Origin of the sequence: Streptomyces sp. KL109B (genome assembly GCF_030766935.1) — a bacterium.
GTDB lineage: Bacteria > Actinomycetota > Actinomycetes > Streptomycetales > Streptomycetaceae > Streptomyces.
The window spans coordinates 756,715-775,030 of record NZ_JASERL010000001.1 but is presented as its reverse complement, the minus strand read 5'-3'; the positions used below and the strand labels follow the sequence as shown (position 1 = coordinate 775,030).

Annotated in this window: 20 protein-coding genes; 11 read left to right on the top strand and 9 right to left on the bottom strand. The window is 70.8% G+C overall.

Features of this window, described 5'->3' with window-relative positions:
* Window positions 1–97 precede the first annotated feature (97 nt).
* Both RBJ65_RS03740 and greA read left to right on the top strand, forming a co-directional pair.
* Complete coding sequence (locus RBJ65_RS03740; RefSeq protein WP_306317777.1) at window positions 98–502, top strand: DUF4307 domain-containing protein; 405 nt, start codon at window positions 98–100, stop codon at window positions 500–502.
* A gap of 154 nt (window positions 503–656) precedes the next feature.
* Window positions 657–1,154: a transcription elongation factor GreA gene (gene greA / locus RBJ65_RS03735; RefSeq protein ID WP_306317776.1), complete on the top strand. Its 498-nt coding sequence runs from the start codon at window positions 657–659 to the stop codon at window positions 1,152–1,154.
* Between the two features lie 66 nt (window positions 1,155–1,220).
* Here the strand turns inward: greA and RBJ65_RS03730 are convergent, their stop codons facing one another.
* The 3 genes from RBJ65_RS03730 to ilvA all read right to left on the bottom strand — a co-directional run bounded on the left by RBJ65_RS03730 (window position 1,221) and on the right by ilvA (window position 4,431).
* Complete coding sequence (locus RBJ65_RS03730) at window positions 1,221–2,027, bottom strand: ABC transporter permease (RefSeq protein ID WP_306317775.1); 807 nt, start codon at window positions 2,025–2,027, stop codon at window positions 1,221–1,223.
* Window positions 2,024–3,046, bottom strand: a complete 1,023-nt coding sequence (locus RBJ65_RS03725; protein WP_306317774.1) for an ATP-binding cassette domain-containing protein — start codon at window positions 3,044–3,046, stop codon at window positions 2,024–2,026. The genes RBJ65_RS03730 and RBJ65_RS03725 overlap by 4 nt, the downstream gene beginning before the upstream one ends.
* Window positions 3,047–3,180: 134 nt before the next feature.
* Entirely contained in the window at window positions 3,181–4,431 is a 1,251-nt protein-coding gene (ilvA, locus tag RBJ65_RS03720; protein ID WP_306317773.1) for a threonine ammonia-lyase, read from the bottom strand.
* A gap of 175 nt (window positions 4,432–4,606) precedes the next feature.
* On the opposite strand from ilvA, the gene RBJ65_RS03715 reads away from it, so the two are divergent.
* The 3 genes from RBJ65_RS03715 (at window position 4,607) to RBJ65_RS03705 (ending at window position 5,889) form a co-directional block, all read left to right on the top strand.
* Window positions 4,607–5,092: a MarR family winged helix-turn-helix transcriptional regulator gene (locus RBJ65_RS03715; RefSeq protein WP_306318011.1), complete on the top strand. Its 486-nt coding sequence runs from the start codon at window positions 4,607–4,609 to the stop codon at window positions 5,090–5,092.
* 66 nt (window positions 5,093–5,158) lie between these two features.
* The gene (locus tag RBJ65_RS03710) at window positions 5,159–5,638 is read left to right on the top strand and encodes a sigma factor-like helix-turn-helix DNA-binding protein (protein ID WP_306317772.1); all 480 of its coding nucleotides are present in this window, start codon (window positions 5,159–5,161) and stop codon (window positions 5,636–5,638) included.
* Window positions 5,635–5,889 (top strand): hypothetical protein, encoded by a 255-nt coding sequence (locus RBJ65_RS03705; protein WP_306317771.1) that lies wholly within the window; start codon window positions 5,635–5,637, stop codon window positions 5,887–5,889. The genes RBJ65_RS03710 and RBJ65_RS03705 overlap by 4 nt, the downstream gene beginning before the upstream one ends.
* A 41-nt stretch (window positions 5,890–5,930) precedes the next feature.
* Here RBJ65_RS03705 and RBJ65_RS03700 read toward each other — a convergent pair whose 3' ends face one another.
* The gene (locus tag RBJ65_RS03700) at window positions 5,931–7,103 is read right to left on the bottom strand and encodes a cystathionine gamma-synthase (protein WP_306317770.1); all 1,173 of its coding nucleotides are present in this window, start codon (window positions 7,101–7,103) and stop codon (window positions 5,931–5,933) included.
* 107 nt (window positions 7,104–7,210) lie between these two features.
* On the opposite strand from RBJ65_RS03700, the gene RBJ65_RS03695 reads away from it, so the two are divergent.
* The 3 genes from RBJ65_RS03695 (at window position 7,211) to RBJ65_RS03685 (ending at window position 10,162) form a co-directional block, all read left to right on the top strand.
* Window positions 7,211–8,308 carry a hypothetical protein gene (locus RBJ65_RS03695; protein WP_306317769.1) on the top strand — a complete coding sequence of 366 codons (1,098 nt, stop codon included), beginning with the start codon at window positions 7,211–7,213 and terminating at the stop codon, window positions 8,306–8,308.
* 164 nt (window positions 8,309–8,472) lie between these two features.
* Window positions 8,473–9,291 (top strand): alpha/beta fold hydrolase, encoded by an 819-nt coding sequence (locus RBJ65_RS03690; protein ID WP_306317768.1) that lies wholly within the window; start codon window positions 8,473–8,475, stop codon window positions 9,289–9,291.
* A 40-nt stretch (window positions 9,292–9,331) separates the two neighbouring features.
* On the top strand, window positions 9,332–10,162 hold the full coding sequence (locus tag RBJ65_RS03685; protein ID WP_306317767.1) for an AraC family transcriptional regulator: 831 nt from the start codon (window positions 9,332–9,334) through the stop codon (window positions 10,160–10,162).
* Here the strand turns inward: RBJ65_RS03685 and RBJ65_RS03680 are convergent.
* Together RBJ65_RS03680 and RBJ65_RS03675 are read right to left on the bottom strand one after the other, a co-directional pair.
* On the bottom strand, window positions 10,156–10,506 hold the full coding sequence (locus RBJ65_RS03680; protein ID WP_306317766.1) for a DUF1330 domain-containing protein: 351 nt from the start codon (window positions 10,504–10,506) through the stop codon (window positions 10,156–10,158). The two genes, RBJ65_RS03685 and RBJ65_RS03680, sit on opposite strands and share 7 nt — an antisense overlap.
* Before the next feature lie 249 nt (window positions 10,507–10,755).
* Window positions 10,756–11,799: an NAD(P)-dependent alcohol dehydrogenase gene (locus RBJ65_RS03675; protein WP_306317765.1), complete on the bottom strand. Its 1,044-nt coding sequence runs from the start codon at window positions 11,797–11,799 to the stop codon at window positions 10,756–10,758.
* A gap of 129 nt (window positions 11,800–11,928) precedes the next feature.
* On the opposite strand from RBJ65_RS03675, the gene RBJ65_RS03670 reads away from it, so the two are divergent.
* Genes RBJ65_RS03670 through RBJ65_RS03660 form a run of 3 tightly spaced genes read left to right on the top strand, consistent with a single transcriptional unit; the run spans window position 11,929 to window position 13,863 of the window.
* Window positions 11,929–12,813, top strand: a complete 885-nt coding sequence (locus RBJ65_RS03670; protein ID WP_306317764.1) for a helix-turn-helix domain-containing protein — start codon at window positions 11,929–11,931, stop codon at window positions 12,811–12,813.
* Window positions 12,814–12,871: 58 nt separating this feature from the next.
* A complete protein-coding gene (locus RBJ65_RS03665) occupies window positions 12,872–13,492 on the top strand; it encodes a TetR/AcrR family transcriptional regulator (RefSeq protein WP_306317763.1) in 621 nt (206 codons plus the stop codon).
* A complete protein-coding gene (locus tag RBJ65_RS03660) occupies window positions 13,489–13,863 on the top strand; it encodes a VOC family protein (protein WP_306317762.1) in 375 nt (124 codons plus the stop codon). Before RBJ65_RS03665 ends, RBJ65_RS03660 begins: the two co-directional genes overlap by 4 nt.
* Window positions 13,864–13,869: 6 nt before the next feature.
* Here RBJ65_RS03660 and RBJ65_RS03655 read toward each other — a convergent pair whose 3' ends face one another.
* The 3 genes from RBJ65_RS03655 to RBJ65_RS03645 all read right to left on the bottom strand — a co-directional run bounded on the left by RBJ65_RS03655 (window position 13,870) and on the right by RBJ65_RS03645 (window position 18,043).
* On the bottom strand, window positions 13,870–14,646 hold the full coding sequence (locus tag RBJ65_RS03655) for a group II truncated hemoglobin (protein ID WP_306317761.1): 777 nt from the start codon (window positions 14,644–14,646) through the stop codon (window positions 13,870–13,872).
* Between the two features lie 71 nt (window positions 14,647–14,717).
* Window positions 14,718–15,941 (bottom strand): LCP family protein, encoded by a 1,224-nt coding sequence (locus RBJ65_RS03650; protein WP_306317760.1) that lies wholly within the window; start codon window positions 15,939–15,941, stop codon window positions 14,718–14,720.
* The gene (locus RBJ65_RS03645; protein WP_306317759.1) at window positions 15,938–18,043 is read right to left on the bottom strand and encodes a bifunctional polysaccharide deacetylase/glycosyltransferase family 2 protein; all 2,106 of its coding nucleotides are present in this window, start codon (window positions 18,041–18,043) and stop codon (window positions 15,938–15,940) included. Before RBJ65_RS03645 ends, RBJ65_RS03650 begins: the two co-directional genes overlap by 4 nt.
* Window positions 18,044–18,316 lie beyond the last annotated feature (273 nt).

The window sequence follows — 18,316 nt, the reverse complement described above, 5'->3', positions numbered from 1 at the left end:
ATGGGCGGCTTCTATAGTGACGTAAGCCGGGGGGCGGAAAATTCCGGTGCCCGTACAACATCCTGAACATGTCGGGCGTTACGAGAGGAACCGGCCGATGAGCGCCGTGCAGCAGTTGCCCGAGGGCCGATACGGATCCTCGCGCTCCGCCGACGCCCGCGCCGACCGCAAGCTGAAGATCACCGGGATCGTGCTCGGCACCCTGTTCGCGGCGCTGATGATCTGGTTCGGCTGGTACTACGTGGTCGGCGGCAGCAAGTTCAGCGGCGAGGTCATCGCCTTCGACACGAACAAGCACAACGTCCAGGTCCACATGGAGATCCGCAAGGACACGGACGCCACCGGCTACTGCACGATCCGCTCGCAGAGCGCGGACGGCGCCGAGGTGGGCCGCGCCGACTTCCGCTTCGACCAGAAGACCGAGCGGATCGACAAGGTCGTCACGCTGAAGACGGCGGGCCGGGGAACGTCGGCGGAGCTGCTCGGCTGTCACGCCGACTGACCTGCACCTGACCTGCACCGATGGAACACCGGTGGCTTTTGTCCTCCCCCTTTTACGTCTGAATTGTTAGGCTCGTGGTTTCGCCCACTCAGTAGGGAACATCCTTCTGGGTAGGGCGATGCTTTGTATACCCAGTACCTACGAGGAGCGACCTGTGACCCAGACCAGCGAAGACGTCACCTGGCTGACGCAGGAGGCGTACACCAAGCTCAAGGACGAGCTGGCGTACCTGTCTGGTCCCGCGCGCGAGGAAGTCACCGCGAAGATCGCGGCCGCGCGCGAGGAGGGCGACCTGCGGGAGAACGGCGGGTACCACGCGGCCAAGGAGGAGCAGGGCAAGCAAGAGCTCCGCATCCGCCAGCTGACTCAGCTCCTGGAGAAGGCCAAGGTCGGCGAGGCCCCGGCGGCGACCGGTGTGGTCGCGCCCGGCACGGTCGTCACGATCGCCTTCGACGGCGACGAGGACGACACCCTGGAGTTCCTGCTGGCCTCCCGCGAGTACGCGAGCAGCGAGTTCGAGACCTACTCGCCGCAGTCGCCGCTCGGCACGGGCGTCAACGGCCACAAGGTCGGCGAGGACGTCGAGTACGAACTGCCGAACGGCAAGAAGGCCTCGGTCCGGATCCTCAAGGCGGAGCCCTTCAACGGCTGACGCTCTTGGACATACGACGAGGCCCCCGCGGTGTGCACGCCGCGGGGGCCTCGTCGTATGTCGGCGTCAGGCCGCGGTGCGGTACTTGCGGACCGCGAGGGTGCGGAAGACCAGGATGATCACGACGGACCAGATCAGGGAGGCCCAGATCGGGTGCTCCATCGGCCAGGCGCCGGTCAGGGACTTCGGTACGCCGTCGATCGTGTTGCCGAACAGCTCACGGGACGCCGACACCGTGGCACTGAACGGGTTCCACTCGGCGACGTACTGAAGGAACCTCGGCATGCCGTTCACCGGCACGAACGCGTTCGAGATGAACGTCAGCGGGAACAGCCAGATCAGGCCGCCGGAGGTCGCCGCCTCTGGCGTGCGCACGGTCAGGCCGATCAGCGCGCCGATCCATGTGAACGCGTAGCCGAGCAGCAGGAGCAGGCCGAACCCGGCGAGCACCTCCGCGATGTTCGTGTGCGTACGCCACCCGACGAGCAGCGCCACCAGCGCCAGCACGACCAGCGTCACGGCCGTCTGCACGAGGTCGGCGAGGGTGCGGCCCGTGAGCACCGCGCCGCGCGCCATGGGCAGCGAGCGGAACCGGTCGATGAGGCCCTTGTGCATGTCGTCGGCGATGCCCGCGCCCGCGCCCGCCGTGGCGAAGGTGACGGTCTGGGCGAAGATGCCCGCCATCAGGAATTCCTTGTAGGCACCGGCACTTACTCCGGCGCCGGGGATGGCGATCGAGCCGCCGAAGACGTACGTGAACAGGACCACGAACATCACCGGCTGGATGATCCCGAAGAGGATCATCTCGGGGATCCGGGTCATCCGGATCAGGTTCCGCTTGCCGACGACCAGGGAGTCGCTCCAGGCGCTCATTTCTTCGCCCCCTTCGGGTCCTCGGCCGCTTCGGCCGCCTCAGCCGCGTCGGACGCCTCGGGTTCCTCGGCGACATGGCCGGTCAGCGAGATGAACACGTCGTCCAGGGTCGGGCGGCGCAGCCCGATGTCGTCGATCTCGATGCCGCGGGCGTCCAGGTCCCGGATGACCTCCGCGAGGAGCTTCGCGCCTCCGGTGACCGGGACGGTCAGCTTGCGGGTGTGCTGGTCGACGGTGGCCTCGCCCTTGCCGAAGCCGGCGAGGCTGTATTTACTCAAGACGGCGCGCGCCGTGTCGATGTGCTCGCGCTCGTGCACGACGACCTCGACGCGCTCGCCGCCGGTCTGCGCCTTGAGCTGGTCGGCGGTGCCGCGGGCGATGACGCGGCCGTGGTCCACGACGCAGATGTCGTGCGCGAGGTGGTCGGCCTCTTCCAGGTACTGGGTCGTCAGGAGCAGTGTCGTACCGCCCGCGACCAACTCCTGGATCACGTCCCACAATTGCTGCCGGTTGTACGGGTCGAGCCCGGTCGTCGGCTCGTCCATGAACATCACGGGCGGCGATACGACCAGGGCCGCCGCGAGGTCGAGGCGGCGGCGCATGCCGCCGGAGTACGTCTTGGAGGGGCGGTCCGCCGCGTCCGCGAGGTGGAAGCGGTCCAGGAGCTCGCCCGCCCGACGCTTCGCGTCCTTCTTGGACAGCTGGTACAGCTGCCCGACCATCTGCAGGTTCTCCCGCCCCGTCAGGTATTCGTCGACCGCGGCGAACTGGCCGGACAGGCCGATGGAGCGGCGCACTTCGTTCGGGTGCTTCAGTACGTCGATACCCGCGACGACCGCCTTGCCGCTGTCCGGTGTGAGCAGGGTCGTCAGGCAGCGCACGGCCGTCGTCTTCCCCGCCCCGTTCGGCCCCAGCAGGCCGAGGACCGTGCCCTCCGGTACGTCCAGATCGACGCCGTCCAGAGCCTTTACGTCGCCGAAGGTCTTCACCAGACCTTCGGCGTAGATGGCGCCTGGCATGTGGTTCCCCCAGTGTGTGGGTGACTTCCTATGTGAGGAAAGTGTAAATTTGCCGGGTTTCGGGCGCCCGGCAAAGGCTGAAACGCACTGTGCGAGGAGAACGCTATCGCGATGTATCGCGTACCGCCACGGGATTATTCGATGACGGTGTAGCCCGCCTCCCGCAGCGCGTCGGCGACCTCGACGCAGTGCGCGGGGCCCTTCGTCTCCAGGTGCAGCTCCACCTCCGCCTCCGTGAGCCCGAGCCTCGGATCGGTCCGTACGTGGCTCACGTCGGTGACGTTAGCGTCGGCCACTGACAACACCCCGAGAAGCGTGGCCAGGGCGCCGGGGCGGTCGGGCAGGCGAAGCCGCAGCGACAGGTAGCGGCCCGCGGCGGCGAGGCCGTGGGTGAGGACGCGCTGCATCAGGAGGGGGTCGATGTTGCCGCCGGACAGGAGCGCGACGACCGGGCCCTCGAAGGCCCCGGGCTCGCTCAGCAGCGCCGCCACGGGGCTCGCGCCCGCAGGTTCGACGACCTGCTTGGCGCGCTCCAGGCAGAGCAGCAGGGCGCTGGAGAGCGCGTCCTCGGAGACCGTGACGACGTCGTCGACGAGGTCACAGACCAGCTCGAACGGGACGTCGCCGGGCCGCCCCACCTTGATGCCGTCGGCCATCGTCGCCGGGGACGGGATCGCCACCGGGTGCCCGGCGGCCAGCGAGGGCGGGTACGCGGCGGCACCCGCCGCCTGCACGCCGATCACCCGCACGTCGGGCCGCAGCGCCTTCACCGCGACGGCGATGCCGGCCGCGAGCCCGCCGCCGCCGACGCCCACCAGGATCGTGCGCACCTCCGGGCACTGCTCCAGGATCTCCAGGCCGAGCGTGCCCTGCCCCGCGACGATGTCCGGGTGGTCGAAGGGGTGGATGAAGACGGCGCCGGTCTCCTCGGCGTACTCCTGCGCCGCCGCGAGGGTCTCGTCGACGACCTGGCCGTGCAGCCGCACCTCGGCCCCGTACTCGCGGGTCGCGGCGACCTTCGGCAGAGGCGCGCCGACCGGCATGAACACCGTGGAGCGCACGCCGAGGAGCGAGGAGGCGAGGGCCACGCCCTGCGCGTGGTTGCCCGCGCTCGCGGCCACCACCCCGGCGGCCCGCTCCTCGGGCAGCAGGCCCGCGATCCGCACGTACGCGCCGCGCAGCTTGAAGGAGCCGGTGCGCTGAAGGTTCTCGCACTTGAGGTGGACCGGCGTCCCGGCCAGCTGGGAGAGGTGGTGACTGTGCGCCATCGACGTCACCCGCGCCACCCCGGAGAGCATCTTCTGGGCGCCGCGGACGTCGTCGAGGGTGACCGCGGGCGTCGAGGAGTGCATGGTCGGCAAGTAGTCAGACGCGCTGTTGCTCATGACGGAAGTCTTGCAGCTCACGGCGTACGCCTCTCGGGATGCTCACGCTCCGAGACCGGATTGCGCACGGCCGGTACGGCCAGCGCTTTCGCCGCGTACCCTGTGGGCCAATCCAGAGCAATCCACCACCCACGCATGAAGTGAGCCCCCGGCCATGCCCACACCACAGGAAACGATGGACATGACGACCGCTGGTGACCCCGGCCTCCTCGAAACGCTCCAGCACGAGGTGGCGGTCTTCGCCCGTCGCGCCGAACAGACCCGTCTTGGCGGGGTCGGCCAGGTGCGCAACTCCATGGATCGAGCCGCCTATCTGCTGCTCAACCGTCTCGACAAGGAAGGCCCGATGGGCGTCAAGGCGCTCGCTTCGAGCATGGGGATCGACTCCTCGACGGTGACCCGGCAGGTCGCCCCGCTCGTCGACACGGGGCTCGTCAAGCGCACCTCCCACCCGGAGGACGGACGTGCGGTGGTGTTGCAGCTGTCGCCGCGCGGCGCCGCCCGGCTCGACGAGGTACGCACGTCCAGGCGGGAGTTGATGGCCCAGTTGACGCAGGAGTGGGAGCCGGAGGAGCGCGAGCAGTTCTGCGCGCTCCTCGCGCGCTTCAATTCGGCGCTCTCCGCGCGGCACGGCCAGCCGACGCCGCCCGCCGACTCCTGAGTACGTCCGACGGTGAGCGGCTCCCGCCCTCTTGACCAGGGAGCCGCGCTCGGCCTCATATGAAGGGTGCGTGAACGGCAGGCGTCGCGGGACGCCCGCCGGGCCCGTGAGTTCGAGGCGTTCGTCGCGGGCGCGGCCGGGCGGCTGTTGCGCGCCGCGACGCTGCTCACCGGAGAGCCGCCGGACGCCAACCCGCGCGCGCGGAAGCTGCTCACGGCCGCCCTCGGCCGAACGTACGCCTCCTGGGACCACCTTCGGGGTGAGGATCCCTACGACTGCGCGCGCAAGGAGCTGGCCGTCCGGTTCGCGCGCGGAGCGTGGCGGCAACATCGCGCGCGTGGCGGCGCGTTGGGGCGGCTGAGCCCCCAGGAACGGCTGATTCTCGTGCTGCGGCTCTTCGAAGGGGTCGGCGAGGAGCAGACGGCCTCGCTGCTCGGGCTGCCCGTGGAGCGGGTCCGCTCCGTGCACGCGCGGGCGCTCGCCCTCGTCCTGCACCCGCCGCGCGGCCCCGCGCCCACCGAGTTGCAGGGAGCCGCGCCGGCATGAGCCTCGAAGAGCGCCAGGAAGCCGCCGTACGTGCCGTGCTCGACGCCGAACCCGCGCCCGTGGTGCCGGCCGAGCTGTGCGCGGAGGCGATGCGCAGGGGCGGCAGGGCGCGGCGGCGCAGGCGGGCGGCGCTCAGGCTCCTGTGGTGCGTGCTGGTCATCGCCGTCGTGGCGTTCCTCGTGTGGGCGACGGTCGACCGGCCGTGGGTGGAGCCGCCTTCGAAGACGACTCCACCACTGACGGGGTGGTGAACCCACCTACGTACCTACCGTGAACCCACCTACGTAGAGGGCTACTTGTCGAGCGCCTGCTGAAGGTCCGCGAGCAGGTCGTCGGCCGACTCGATGCCTACGGAGAGGCGTACGAGGTCGGCGGGGACCTCCAGGGCGGAGCCCGCGGCGGAGGCGTGCGTCATGCGGCCGGGGTGCTCGATGAGGGACTCGACGCCGCCGAGGGACTCGCCCAGCGTGAAGAGCTTCGCCCGGTCGCAGACCGCGACGGCCGCCTCCTCGCCGCCCTCGACCTGGAAGGACACCATGCCGCCGAACGCCCTCATCTGCTTCGCCGCGATCTCGTGTCCGGGGTGCTCGGGCAGGCCCGGGTAGAGGACCTTCGTGACCCGGGGGTGGCGCGTGAGCATGTCGACGATGCGACCGGCGTTCTCGCTGTGCCGGTCCATGCGCACGGGCAGCGTCTTGATGCCGCGCAGCACCAGCCAGGCGTCGAAGGGACCGGCGATCGCGCCCATGGCGTTCTGGTGGAAGGTGAGGTCCTCGGCGAGGGCGTCGTCGTTGACGACGAGGGCGCCGCCGACGACGTCCGAGTGGCCGCCCATGTACTTCGTCATGGAGTGGACGACGACGTCGGCGCCGAGGGCGAGCGGCTGCTGGAGGTAGGGGCTGGCGAAGGTGTTGTCGACGATCAGCTTGGCGCCGGCCTCGCGGGCGACCTGCGCGACGGCCGCGATGTCGGTGATGCCGAGGAGCGGGTTGGAGGGCGTCTCGACCCACACGGCCTTGGTCTTCGGGGTGATCGCGGCGCGCACCGCGTCGACGTCGCTGGTGTCGGCGACCGACCACTCGACGCCCCACCGCGTCACGACCTTGGCGAACAGCCGGAACGTGCCGCCGTAGGCGTCGTTCGGGATGACGACGTGGTCGCCGGGGCCGAGCAGCGTACGCAGCAGGCAGTCCTCGGCGGCGAGCCCGGACGCGAAGGCGAGCCCGTGCCGGCCGCCCTCCAGGGCGGCGAGGTTCTCCTCCAGGGCGCTGCGGGTGGGGTTGGCGCTGCGGCTGTACTCGTAGCCGCCGCGCAGGCCGCCCACGCCGTCCTGCTTGTACGTGGACACCTGGTAGATCGGCGGGACGACGGCGCCGGTCACGGGGTCTGCCGTGTTGCCGGCGTGGATGGCGGTGGTCTCGAAGCCGCGCGGAGTGCTGCCGCTGTGGCTGTGCGTGTCGCTCATGTCGGCCGAGCGTAGGCGGTCGGGCGGGCGGAGGTGGGGCGCTGCGCGCTTTTGTCGCCCGCGCTGGCGGGAACCCGCTGTCGGAGCCGCACGTTAGCGTTGTTGATATGGGAATTCTCTGGGGGCTGATGGCCGCGCTCATGATCGGGCTCGTGGTGTCGCAGTTGGTGCGACGCCGCGGCGGGATCCGTCAGGTCGCACCGGGTTCGCCGGACGCCGCCGACCCGGCCGACTACGGGTTCGCGTTGCAGGAGGACCTGGACGTGCGGCTGCCGGGGCCCGACCAGGACCTGCTCGACGTGATGGCGGTCGTGCAGCGGGGCCAGGACTTCACGGCGGCCTCCCAACTCCTCGCCGGGACCGGCAAGGAGACCGAGGCCCGGTGGGAGCGGGTGCAGGCGGTGGCCGGTGCCGCCGCCCTGGAGGCGCAGCAGACGCCGCGGCTCGGTGCCGGGTGGCTGCACGCGTGGCGGTCCCAGCAGCCGAAGGACGCGGGCGGGGCGCAGGTCTTCGCCGAGTTCCTGGTGCAGCAGGCGTGGCGCGGCGGCGGTACGCCCGAGGAGCAGCGGATCGTCCTGGAGGAGGCGCGGGACGCTTGTGAGGCGGCGGCGCTGCTCGCCCCCGGCGACCCCGTCCCGCACATCACGCACCTCGCCGTCGCGCGTGGACTCGGCTATTCGCAGGTCGAGTTCGAGCAGCTGTGGCTGAAGATCCTCGACACCGCGCCCGGCCACTTCGGCGCACACCTGGCGGGTCTTCGCTACTGGACGGAGAAGTGGCACGGCTCCCGCGAGCAGGCCTTCTCCTTCGCCGAGGCCGCCGCCGCGCGCGCCCCGCGCGGTTCGCTGCTGGCGGCGCTGCCGCTGTTCGCGCTGTACGAGCACGTGCCGGACGTGAACCTGGTGCGCGGCTTCTACGAGAGCGAGGTCGTGACGAAGGCGCTGCACGGCGCGCTGTTCGCGGTGAACGCCGCGCGTCCCGACGACCCGATGCTGGCCCACGTACGGCACCTGCTCGTCTTCTTCCTGGTGCGCGGCGAGCGCTGGTCCGAGGCGATGCACCAGCTGGTGCACGTCGACGGGCACGTGGGCGCGATCCCGTGGACCGCCGAGCCCGACCCGGCGGCCTCGTACGCGGTGTACCGGGCGCTGGCCGTCGCCGGTTACGAGGCGAATGGCGGGAGCCCGGCGACGCTGCGCCATTGATCCGGTGCCGTGCCTACGTCTCGGGGCTCTGCCCCGGCCCCCGCGCCTCAATCGCCGGCGAGGCTTGATCTTGCCCACCCGGGAACATCCGTCCAATACGGCCGGGGCCTTCCGCCGTGATGCTCGATCCACAGCCGGTACGGCAACGGGAGGCGGGCAGCGTCATGGCGGAGCTCTACGTAACAGATGTCCACGTGGAAGTGAGCGGGCCGCCGCAGGCGCCCGCCGTGCTGCTGGTCCACGGCAGCGCGGGCTCCTTGGAGCACTGGGACCCGGTGGTCCCGGCGCTCGCGGAGACCTTCCGGGTGATCCGGGTGGACCTGCCGGGGTGCGGGCGCTCCCCGGCGCCGAAGAGCGGCGGGTTCGGGGTGCCCGCACAGGCGCGCCGGGTCGGCGCCGTCCTGGACGACCTCGGGGTGGAGCGGGTGACCGTCGTCGGGCACTCGTCGGGGTGCATGGTGGCGACGGCGCTGGCAGAGCAGCGGGCCGCGAAGGTGACGGCGGTGGCGCTGATCGACATGGGGCCCGATCCGAACGCGCAGGCCGGCGAGAGTCCGCTGGTGCGGCTGCTGTCGGTGCCGGTCGTCGGGCCGCTGCTGTGGCGGCTGCGCACCCCCGACGCGCTGCGGAGGGCCGCGGCCACGGCGGTCACCCGCCCCGTCCCGATCCCCGACTCCTACGTCGAGGGGGCGCTGGCCATGACTCACCGCGCCTTCGTGGGGACGATGCGCGGCTACCGGGCGTATCTCGGGCAGCGCGGCCTCCCGGAACGCCTCGCGCCGCTGGGTCTCCCGGTGTTCGTGCTCTTCGGCGCCGAGGACAGGCGGTGGCGGTCCTCCTCGGCCCAGGCGTACCGCGCCGTGCCCGGGGCCCGTATCGAACTGTTGCCGGGGGTGGGGCACACGCCCATGCTGGAAGCGACGGAGGAGACCGCCGCGCTGCTGCGGGAGTTCGCCGCGACGGCCACGGCGGACTCCAACTGAGCGCACGCGTAGGCAACTTGAGGGGAGAGGGGAGACCCGGATGCCCCGGCCCCCGTGGGAGATCGCCGTACCGGCAGGACCCGTGCCCGGGCCACTGCGTGGGCTGCGAATGGCCGGTTTCAGCGACCGGCGCACGGATCTGCGGAACCTGCTGCTGATCCCGCACCCGTCGGTCACGCTGGCGTTCAACCTCGGCGGCGCTCCCCTGTCCGTGGACGACGGCGCCGGCCGCCGGGGCTGCGAGCGGCTGGTCATCGGCCTCGCGCCGGACACCGTGCGGGCCGGGGGCGAGCGCGGCTTCGCCTGCCTCCAGTTGCGCCTCTCGCCGCTGCTCGCGCACGCGGTGCTCGGGGCGCCGGGCGGCCCTTACGGGGAGGCGGTCGACCTCGACGCGCTGTGGGGGCGGGCCGCCGCCGAGCGCCTGCAGGAGCGGTTGCGGGTGGCCGGGTCCTGGCCGGAGCGGTTCGCGATCGCCGAGCGGGCGCTGGCACTCAGGGCGCAGGACGGTCCCGTCGTCGACCCCGAAGTGGCGTACGCCTGGCGGCGGTTGGCGGCCGACCACGGTCTCGTACGGGTGGACCGGCTGGCCCGGGAGACGGGGTGGAGCCGCAAGCGGCTGTGGTCCCGGTTCCGCGCGCAGGTCGGGCTCACGCCGCAGCACGCGGCCCGGCTCATCCGCTTCGACCGGGCCGCGCATCGCCTCTCGGCGGGAACCCCGCCGTCCCGTGTCGCCGCCGACAGCGGGTACGCCGACCAGTCCCATCTGCACCGCGACGTCCGCGCGTTCACCGGGGCGACCCCCTCGGCGATCGCGGAGACGCCGTTCCTCGCGGTGGACGACGTGGCGTGGGCGGCGCCCCGGGGTCAGTGAGCCGCGGCCCGCATCCTCGCCGCCGTACGGGCCGCGTCGTACCCCTCCGGGACGCCCTCCAGGAACACCACGTCGCCGGGCAGGTGGTCGGTGCGCAGCGGCAGGATCTCCTGGTAGGCGGGGGACGCGTACCAGGCGTGGGCCGCGGCCAGATCCGGGAACTCCACCATCACGACGCCGCCGAGCGGCTCGCCCTCCACCCACTCCCCCGGCTTGCCGTGCACCAGGAAGCGGCCGCCGTACGGGGTGAAGGTGGCCTGGACGCGCTCCATGTAGGTGAGGACGTCGGGGTGCGGGGTGGGGGTGGACGTGGTGTCGAGTACGGCGATGACGTAGGCGGTCATGAGCGAGCCCTCCTCGGGTCCGTCGGGATACTCGGATCCTGCCGGAGCCCGGGGAGGGCGTCGATTACGTCTCGGGTAAGGCGGTGAGGAGGGGAGGAGGGAAGGCGCCGGGGCCGGTCCTCACTCCCCTGTTGCGCGGCACTGAGAGCCGTCGACCGCAAGCACGGTTCGGCAATTCAAGCCCCGCCGGCGCTTGAGGCGCGGGGTCCGGGGCGGAGCCCCGTGGCGTGGGCCGGTGCCGGGTAAAGGTCAGATCGTGGCCGCGTCGATCACGAACCGGTACCGCACGTCCGACGCGAGCACCCGCTCGTACGCCTCATTGACCTGGCTCGCCTCGATGAGCTCGATCTCGGCGCCAAGCCCGTGCTCGGCGCAGAAGTCGAGCATCTCCTGGGTCTCGGCGATGCCACCGATCATGGACCCGGCCAGCACCTTGTTGCCGCCGATGAGGGAGAACAGGTTGAGCGCGATCGGCTCCTCGGGGGCGCCCACGTTCACCAGCGCGCCACCCGTCTTGACCAGCCCCATGTACGCGCTGAAGTCCAGCGGCGCGGAGACCGTCGAGAGGATCACGTCGAAGGTGCCGGCGAGCTCCTCGAAGGTGGCCGGGTCGCTCGTCGCGTAGAAGTGGTCGGCGCCCAGGCGCAGGCCGTCGTCCTTCTTGCGCAGCGACTGCGACAGGACCGTGACCTCGGCGCCCATCGCGTGCGCGATCTTGACGCCCATGTGGCCGAGGCCACCGAGGCCGACAACGGCGACCTTCTTGCCGGGGCCCGCGCCCCAGTGCTTCAGCGGGGAGTACGTGGTGATGCCCGCGCACAGCAGCGGCGCGGCCACGTCGAGCGCGATGCCCTCGGGGATACCCACGACGAAGCCCTCGGTGACGACGACCTTCTGGGAGTAGCCACCGTAGGTGGGCTCACCGTCCTTGCCGACACCGTTGTACGTCTGGACGTTGCCCTTGACGCAGTGCTGCTCGAACCCGGACGTGCAGGGCTCGCACTCGCCGCAGGAGTCGACCATGCAGCCGACGCCGACGCGGTCGCCGACCTTGAACTTGGTGACGCCCGCACCGACCGCCTCCACGACACCGGCGATCTCGTGGCCCGGGACCATCGGGAAGATGGCCTCGCCCCAGCCCTCGCGGGCCTGGTGGATGTCGGAGTGACAGATTCCGGCGAACTTGATGTCGATCAGTACGTCGTGCTCGCCGACGGCACGGCGCTCGATGGTGGTGCGCTCCAGCGGGGCCTTGGCGCTGGGGGCGGCGTATGCGGAAACAGTCGTGGTCATGGCTCCAAGACTGCGCCCGGCCCACCCCGATCGGCAAAGAATGCGCAGGTCACCGCTTTGCGTACGTTCAGTGGTCCTACTACTGGCGGGGTCAGGCTCCCGGTCGTACGAACGGGAATACTGGACACTATGGACGACGACAACGGTGGCCTGGACCGGCGGGCCGAGCTGAGCGAGTTCCTGCGCACCCGGCGGGCCCGGCTCAAGCCCGAGGACGTGGGGCTGCCCACGCCCGTGCGACACCGGCGGGTGCCGGGGCTCCGGCGCGAGGAACTGGCGCAGCTCGCCGGGGTCTCGGTCGCGTACTACACGCGCCTGGAGCAGGGCAACGGGCGCAATGTCTCGGCCGAGGTGCTCGACGCGATCGCGCGCGCCCTCAGACTCAGCGACACCGAGCACGCGCACCTCGTCCACCTCGCCCGGCCGACCCGGACGCTGCGCAAGGCGCCGGTCCCGAAGCGGCAGGCGCAGGTGCGGCCCGCGCTGCGGCACCTCCTCGACTCGATGGAGGGCGTACCCGCGTACATCGGCGGTGCGCGCTCCGACATCCTCGCGTGGAACCGGATGGCGGCGGCGCTGTTCGGGGACTGGGGGAAGCTGCCGCGCGCGGAGCGGAACTGGGCGCGGCTCACGTTCCTGAACCCGGACTACCGGGAGCTGTTCGTCGACTGGGACTCGAAGGCGACCGACATGGTCAGCTATCTGCGGCTGTACGCGGGACGCAATCCGGAGGACCCCGAACTGTCGGCGCTGGTGGGTGAACTCTCCGTCAAGAGCGAGGAGTTCAGGCGGCTGTGGGCCACGCACGACGTGAAGGAGAAGGGTCACGGCGTGAAGCGGATGCGGCACCCGGTGGTGGGCGACCTCACCCTGGCGTACGAGACGCTGCACCTGCCGGACGACGACGGCCAGTTCCTGTCCGTGTACCACGCGGAGCCGGGTTCTGCGTCGGCGGAGGCGCTGCGCCTGCTGGCCAGCTGGGGCGTGGACGACTCGCTGCGGACGAAGCTGTAGACGCCTCTGTGGACGCCCCCTCTTGACGGAGTGAGCACTCACTCCGTACCTTCGGCTCATGCCGCCCACCACCAAGAAGCGCGCGCCCGGCATGAGCCCGGAGCAGCGCCGCAGCATGATCGTCGCGGCCGCGTTGCCGCTGGTCGCCGAGTACGGCGGGGCCGTCACCACGGGGCAGATCGCGCGGGCCGCCGGGATCGGGGAGGCCACGATCTTCCGGGTGTTCAAGGACAAGGACGAGGTGCTCGACGCCTGCGTCGCCGAGGCCGTCAGCCCCGAGCACGTGCGGCGCGAGCTGGGCTCGATCGACCTGGAGCAGCCCCTCGCCGCCCGGCTCACCGAGGCCGCCGAGGCGATGCGGGCACACCTGGACCGGATGGGCACCGTCGTCGGCGGGCTCTACGCCTCCGGGCGTCGGCGCGGGCGCCCCGAGGGCGAGCGGCCCACGCAGGACAACCGGCAGGCGTCCGCGCAGGCGATACGGGAGGCGCTGAGCGAGCTGATCGAGCCGGACCGGGAGGCCCTGCGGCTGCCGCCGGACAAGCTCGCCACGGTCTTCCTCGGCATGCTCTTCACCCAACTGCGCTCCCCGGAGGCCGAGTTGAACCCGACCCCGGCCGAGCTCGTCGACGTACTGCTGCACGGATCACTGGCCGCGCCCACCGGGAGCCCCGCATGACCGTCACCCTCAACCACACCATCGTCCCGGCCGTCGACAACACGGCGGCCGCCCGCTTCTTCGCCGACGTGATGGGTCTTGAGGCGCTGCCGCCCGCCGGGATGGGCGGGCACTTCGCGCCGGTCCGGGTCAACGGGTCGCTGACCCTGGACTTCATGACGGTCGAGGAGCCCGAGGGGCATCATCTCGCCTTTGACGTCGACCCCGAGACCTTCGACCAAATCCACGCCCGCGTAAGAGAGTTGGGGGTCCCCTACGGCAATTCGCCGCGCGATCCCGCCAACGGGCGCATCGATCACCCGCTGTGCGCCCGCGGGCTGTTCTTCGTCGACGACGCGCGGAATCTGTACGAGGTGATGTCCCCGGCGTAGCGCCTCTCAGGGGCGGTACGGAGGGGCCGCGCCCCAATTCCATCGCGGGACCGGCTGGTCCGTCGGACACGTCGCGTCGGGGTTGGAGAAGTAGAGGGCCATGCGGGTGCCCCACTCGATGTACGCGCTGAACGCGGAGCGGAATTCGGGGTCCGCGGGGAAGTTGGCCTCGTCCGCCGCGTCGTGCATGAGGTTGACCCAGCGGCGGCGTTGCGGCTCGGTGATGGACTTGCCGAGGTGGCGGGAGGCCATGTGGCTGTGGCCGCCGAGTTGTTCGGAGTAGGTGGGCGGGCCGCCGAAGACCTCGCCGAGCCAGAGCGCGACGTGCTGCGGGTGCTCCGGCGGCAGGTCGGCGAAGAGCGGGGCGAGGAGGTCGTCCTTGACCACCTTCTCGTAGAACACGGTGGTGAGGCGGGTGAACGCCTCGGCGCCGCCCGCCCATTCGTAGAGCGTCGGCTCCGCGGAGCCCGTGCCGTGCACCGTGGTCGGCGCGTAGTGGCGCATTTCGTCGATGTACCCGACGTAGGGGCGGATCTCGGCGAGGAAGGGCGGGAAGAGGTCGGAGGCGCGGAAGCCCTTGAGGTGGTCCTCCGTCGACGTCCACTCGATGCGCAGGACGAAGTGCTCGAAGTCCTCCTCGCAGCGCGTGAGTTCGTAGTCGTGGCAGTACGGGGACGCCGCCAGTTGCCGGGCCGCGCTGGTGTAGGACGCCAGGAATTCGGCGGACCGCTCCTCGGGGATGCGGTAACGGATGTACTCGACGGTGCGGGATCGAGTCGTCATGCCGTCCAGCGAAGCACCGCCGGGACGCTCCGGCCACGCTGTCAGCGACGAGCGCAACCGGAGCGCGGGGCTCACTCCTTGACCGTGACCGGGCGGTCCTCCCGCAACTCCGTGAACAGGAGCTTCGCCTTCTTCTTGTCCCAGACGATGGCGCTTCCCTTGGACGTGGCGAGGCCCATCGTGCCGACGGGGACGCCGAGTTGCTTGCCCTGTCCCGCGGTGACCGCCTTCATCGACTTGAACAGCCGGGTCAGCTGCGGGACCCCGGTGGACTTGTCGACGATGAGCGTGTCGAGGCCCGCGCCCGCCGTGCCGTACAGGGCGGACGGGTTCATCAGGACGCCCGGCGACGAGGCCTTCTTGGCGAGCGCGGAGAGGAATTTCTGCTGGTTCTGCGAGCGGCCGAGGTCGCCGTTCTTCTCCTGGTGGCGCTGGCGTACGAAGCCGAGCGCCTCGCGGCCCGTCAGGTTGTGGCAGCCCTTGGTGAGGTCGAGGCCCGACTTGTCGTCGACGATGTGCCGGTCCACGCACATCGGCACGCCGCCGACCGCGTCGACGATGCCGACGAACCCGGCGAAGCCGATCTCCGTGTAGTGGTTGATGCGCAGGCCGGTGTTGGACTCGATGGTGCGGACGAGGAGTTCGGGGCCGCCGAGCGAGAACGCGGCGTTGAGCTTGTTCTTCGCCGGCTTGTGGTGGACGCCGGTCTTCGGGTCCACGTAACCGGGGATGGTGACCCAGGAGTCGCGCGGCAGGCTGGTGAGGGTGGAGCCGTGGGCGCCGGAGTGCAGCACCATCATCGAGTCGGTACGGCGCCCCTCGGAGCCCAGCTCGGAGCCGGTGTGCAGGTTCTTGGCCTGCTGGTCGCTGAGGCCCTCGCGGCTGTCGGAGCCCACGATCAGGTAGTTGGTGCCCTTGCCGGGCGCGGCCCGCTGGGAGATCGCGCCCAGGTCGACGTCGCCGTCGAGCCGGGAGCCCGCCCACACGTACGTACCGGCTCCCGCCAGCAGCGTGAGCAGTACGAGCAGGCACAGCAGGCGCACCAGCTTGCCGAACTTGCCGCGCTTGCGCTTCCGCTTGGGCTCGCGCTCGCTGCGCTTGTAGCCGCCGCCGGCCCGGCCGCCGGGGCCGTTCGGCGGCACCGGGTCGAACGGGTGGTGCTCGACGAGCTCGTGCGAGTGCACGTCGTCGTACCCGGGCGAGTAACCGTCGTCGTACTCGTGTGAGTAGCCGTCGCCGTGACCGTAGGGGTCGTACGGGGTCGGGGTCAGTGCGCTGGGGTTCAGGATCGTCACCTCGCGATCGGCACGCCGGGACCGTCGGCCGGCCTGCCGATGTGCTGGGCCGCCGCGGCGGCCGTTCCGGACCGGTGCATGCGCTGCCACTTCAGCCGGCTGCCACCCACGAAGGCCACCACGGACTGGATGACCACGAGGTACATCAACTGCCGGTAGACGAACAGCTGGAAGGGCAGTGACCAGAGCGTGCGCCTGCGCTCTCCGTCGAGCTTCAGAGCGTACGCCGCGACGACCATCTGGAGGAGGAGAAAGCCCACCCAGGCCACGACGGATGTAGTGGTGTCGCCGGCGAACAGCGCGCTGTAGAGCATGAATACGTCGATCATCGGGGCCAGCAGCGGCAGTACGACCTGGAAGAGGAACAGGTAGGACAGGCCGCGGCGGCCGAAGCGGCCCGCGGGTCCGACCTCGACGACGGCGTGCCGGTGCTTCCACATCGCCTGGAGGGTGCCGTAGCACCAGCGGTAGCGCTGGCGCCACAACTGCCGGAAGGACGTGGGGACTTCGGTCCACGCGATGGCCGTCTCCTCGTACACGACCCGCCAGCCGGCCCGCCACAGCGCCATGGTGAGGTCGGTGTCCTCGGCGAGGGTGTCCTCGCTGAGACCGCCGACGCCCATCAGCGCGTCGAGCCGGAAGGCGCCGATCGCGCCGGGCACGGTCGTCATGCACTCCAGGACCTCGAACATGCGGCGGTCGAGGTTGAACCCGAAGACGTACTCCAGGTGCTGCCAACGCCCGAGCAGCCGCTTGCGGTTGCCGACCTTGGTGTTGCCGCTGACCGCGCCGACCGCCGGGTGGGCGAGCGGCTGGACGAGCCGCTGGATGGCGTCGGCCTCGAAGACGGTGTCCGAGTCGACCATCACGACGTACGGGCAACGGGTGTACTTCAGGCCGTGGTTGAGGGCCGCGGCCTTTCCGGAGTTGGGCTGGCACACCACTTGGATACGTGGATCGCGCCGCGCGTACTCATCCGCGATCTCCACCGTGCGGTCGCTCGAACCGTCGTCGATGACGATGATCTGCAACCGCTGGTGGGTGGAGGCGAGCAGGGAGCGCAGCGTCGCGCCGATGCCCGCCTCCTCGTTGTACGCGGGGACGAGCACGGTCACCGGGTCGCGGATCTCGCGCAGCCACGGCGAGCCGGGCCGGAACCGTTCGAGCCTTCTGACGTGCGCGCGGGCGAACAGGACGAGCACGAGCAGGCGCAGCACACCGAGGGCGGCGGCCGCGGTGAGCACCCAGGAGAGCGCGGAGACGAAGCTGCGGCCGAGGGTCTGGAACCACATCAGGCCGGTGCCGAGCCAGTGCGCGGGCGCGGACGCCTCGGTCGTCGCGGGCTGCTTGGTGCGCACGCCCTCGGTGACGGTGGTGAACCGCTTGGCGTGCGGGTTCTTGAGGAGCTTTTCCGTCTCCTGGTAGGCGAGGGCGGTCTGGCTGAACTGCTTGACCAGGCCGTCGGAGACGTGCTGCCCGGTGTGGTCGGCGGCGACCAGCAGGTAGCCGTCCTCGGACGCGGCCTGCGCGGCGGGCCACTCACCGCCGCACATCGTGGGGACGGTGGTCGTCATCGGCATCCGCAGCAGCGAGGTGTGGAAGCCGTCGCTGCCCGCGAAGGCGCTCTGGGTGAGCCCGAGCTCCATCTTGCTGCGGACCTTGGACGAGCTGCCCATGTCGGCGCCGGTGTAGGTGTTGGAGCCGATGTCGTGCCCGTCCGCCCTGATCTCCTTGACCAGCTCGGGGTACTGGGCGGCCTTGGAGCCGTTGAGGAAGAACGTGGCGTGGGCGTGGTGCTTCTTCAGCAGCGCGAGCAGCTTCGGCGTCGTCTTCGGGCTCGGCCCTCCGTCGTAGGTGAGCGCGACCGTGCCGGGCGGCATCGAGGCGCTGTGCACCTTGCCGTGCTCGACCGACAGAACGGGGCCCGCGCCGGCGGCCGCCGCGGGAACGGGCTCCGTACAGGCAGGCTTCGTCTTGGCGCCGTCGACCTCGTTCTGGGTCCAGCCCTGAAAGAGGAGGGCACCGAGGAGCACCGGCAGGGTGAGCGCGAGCAGCAGCCAGTGCGCCCGCGGATCCCTCGCTTGCTTGTGCCGAGCGCCCATCAGGCGTCGGCACCGGCGTCGCCGCCCGGCCGGCCCAGGTTGTGACGAGTCGGCCGTATTCGGCACTCGATCTCCACGTTCCACTTACACATGAGAGGCGAGTGTATTGATGTGGCGGTCTGCGAATTGGGGCATTGGGAAACATCTGGGACTGGAGGGGTACGTGACAAAGGGCACACCCACCTCTGTACGTACAACCTTTGGCAAACACTCGAACACGCGGGCACACGGACAACAGACAGCGGGAGCCGGAGCGTTCGATGACGCTCCGGC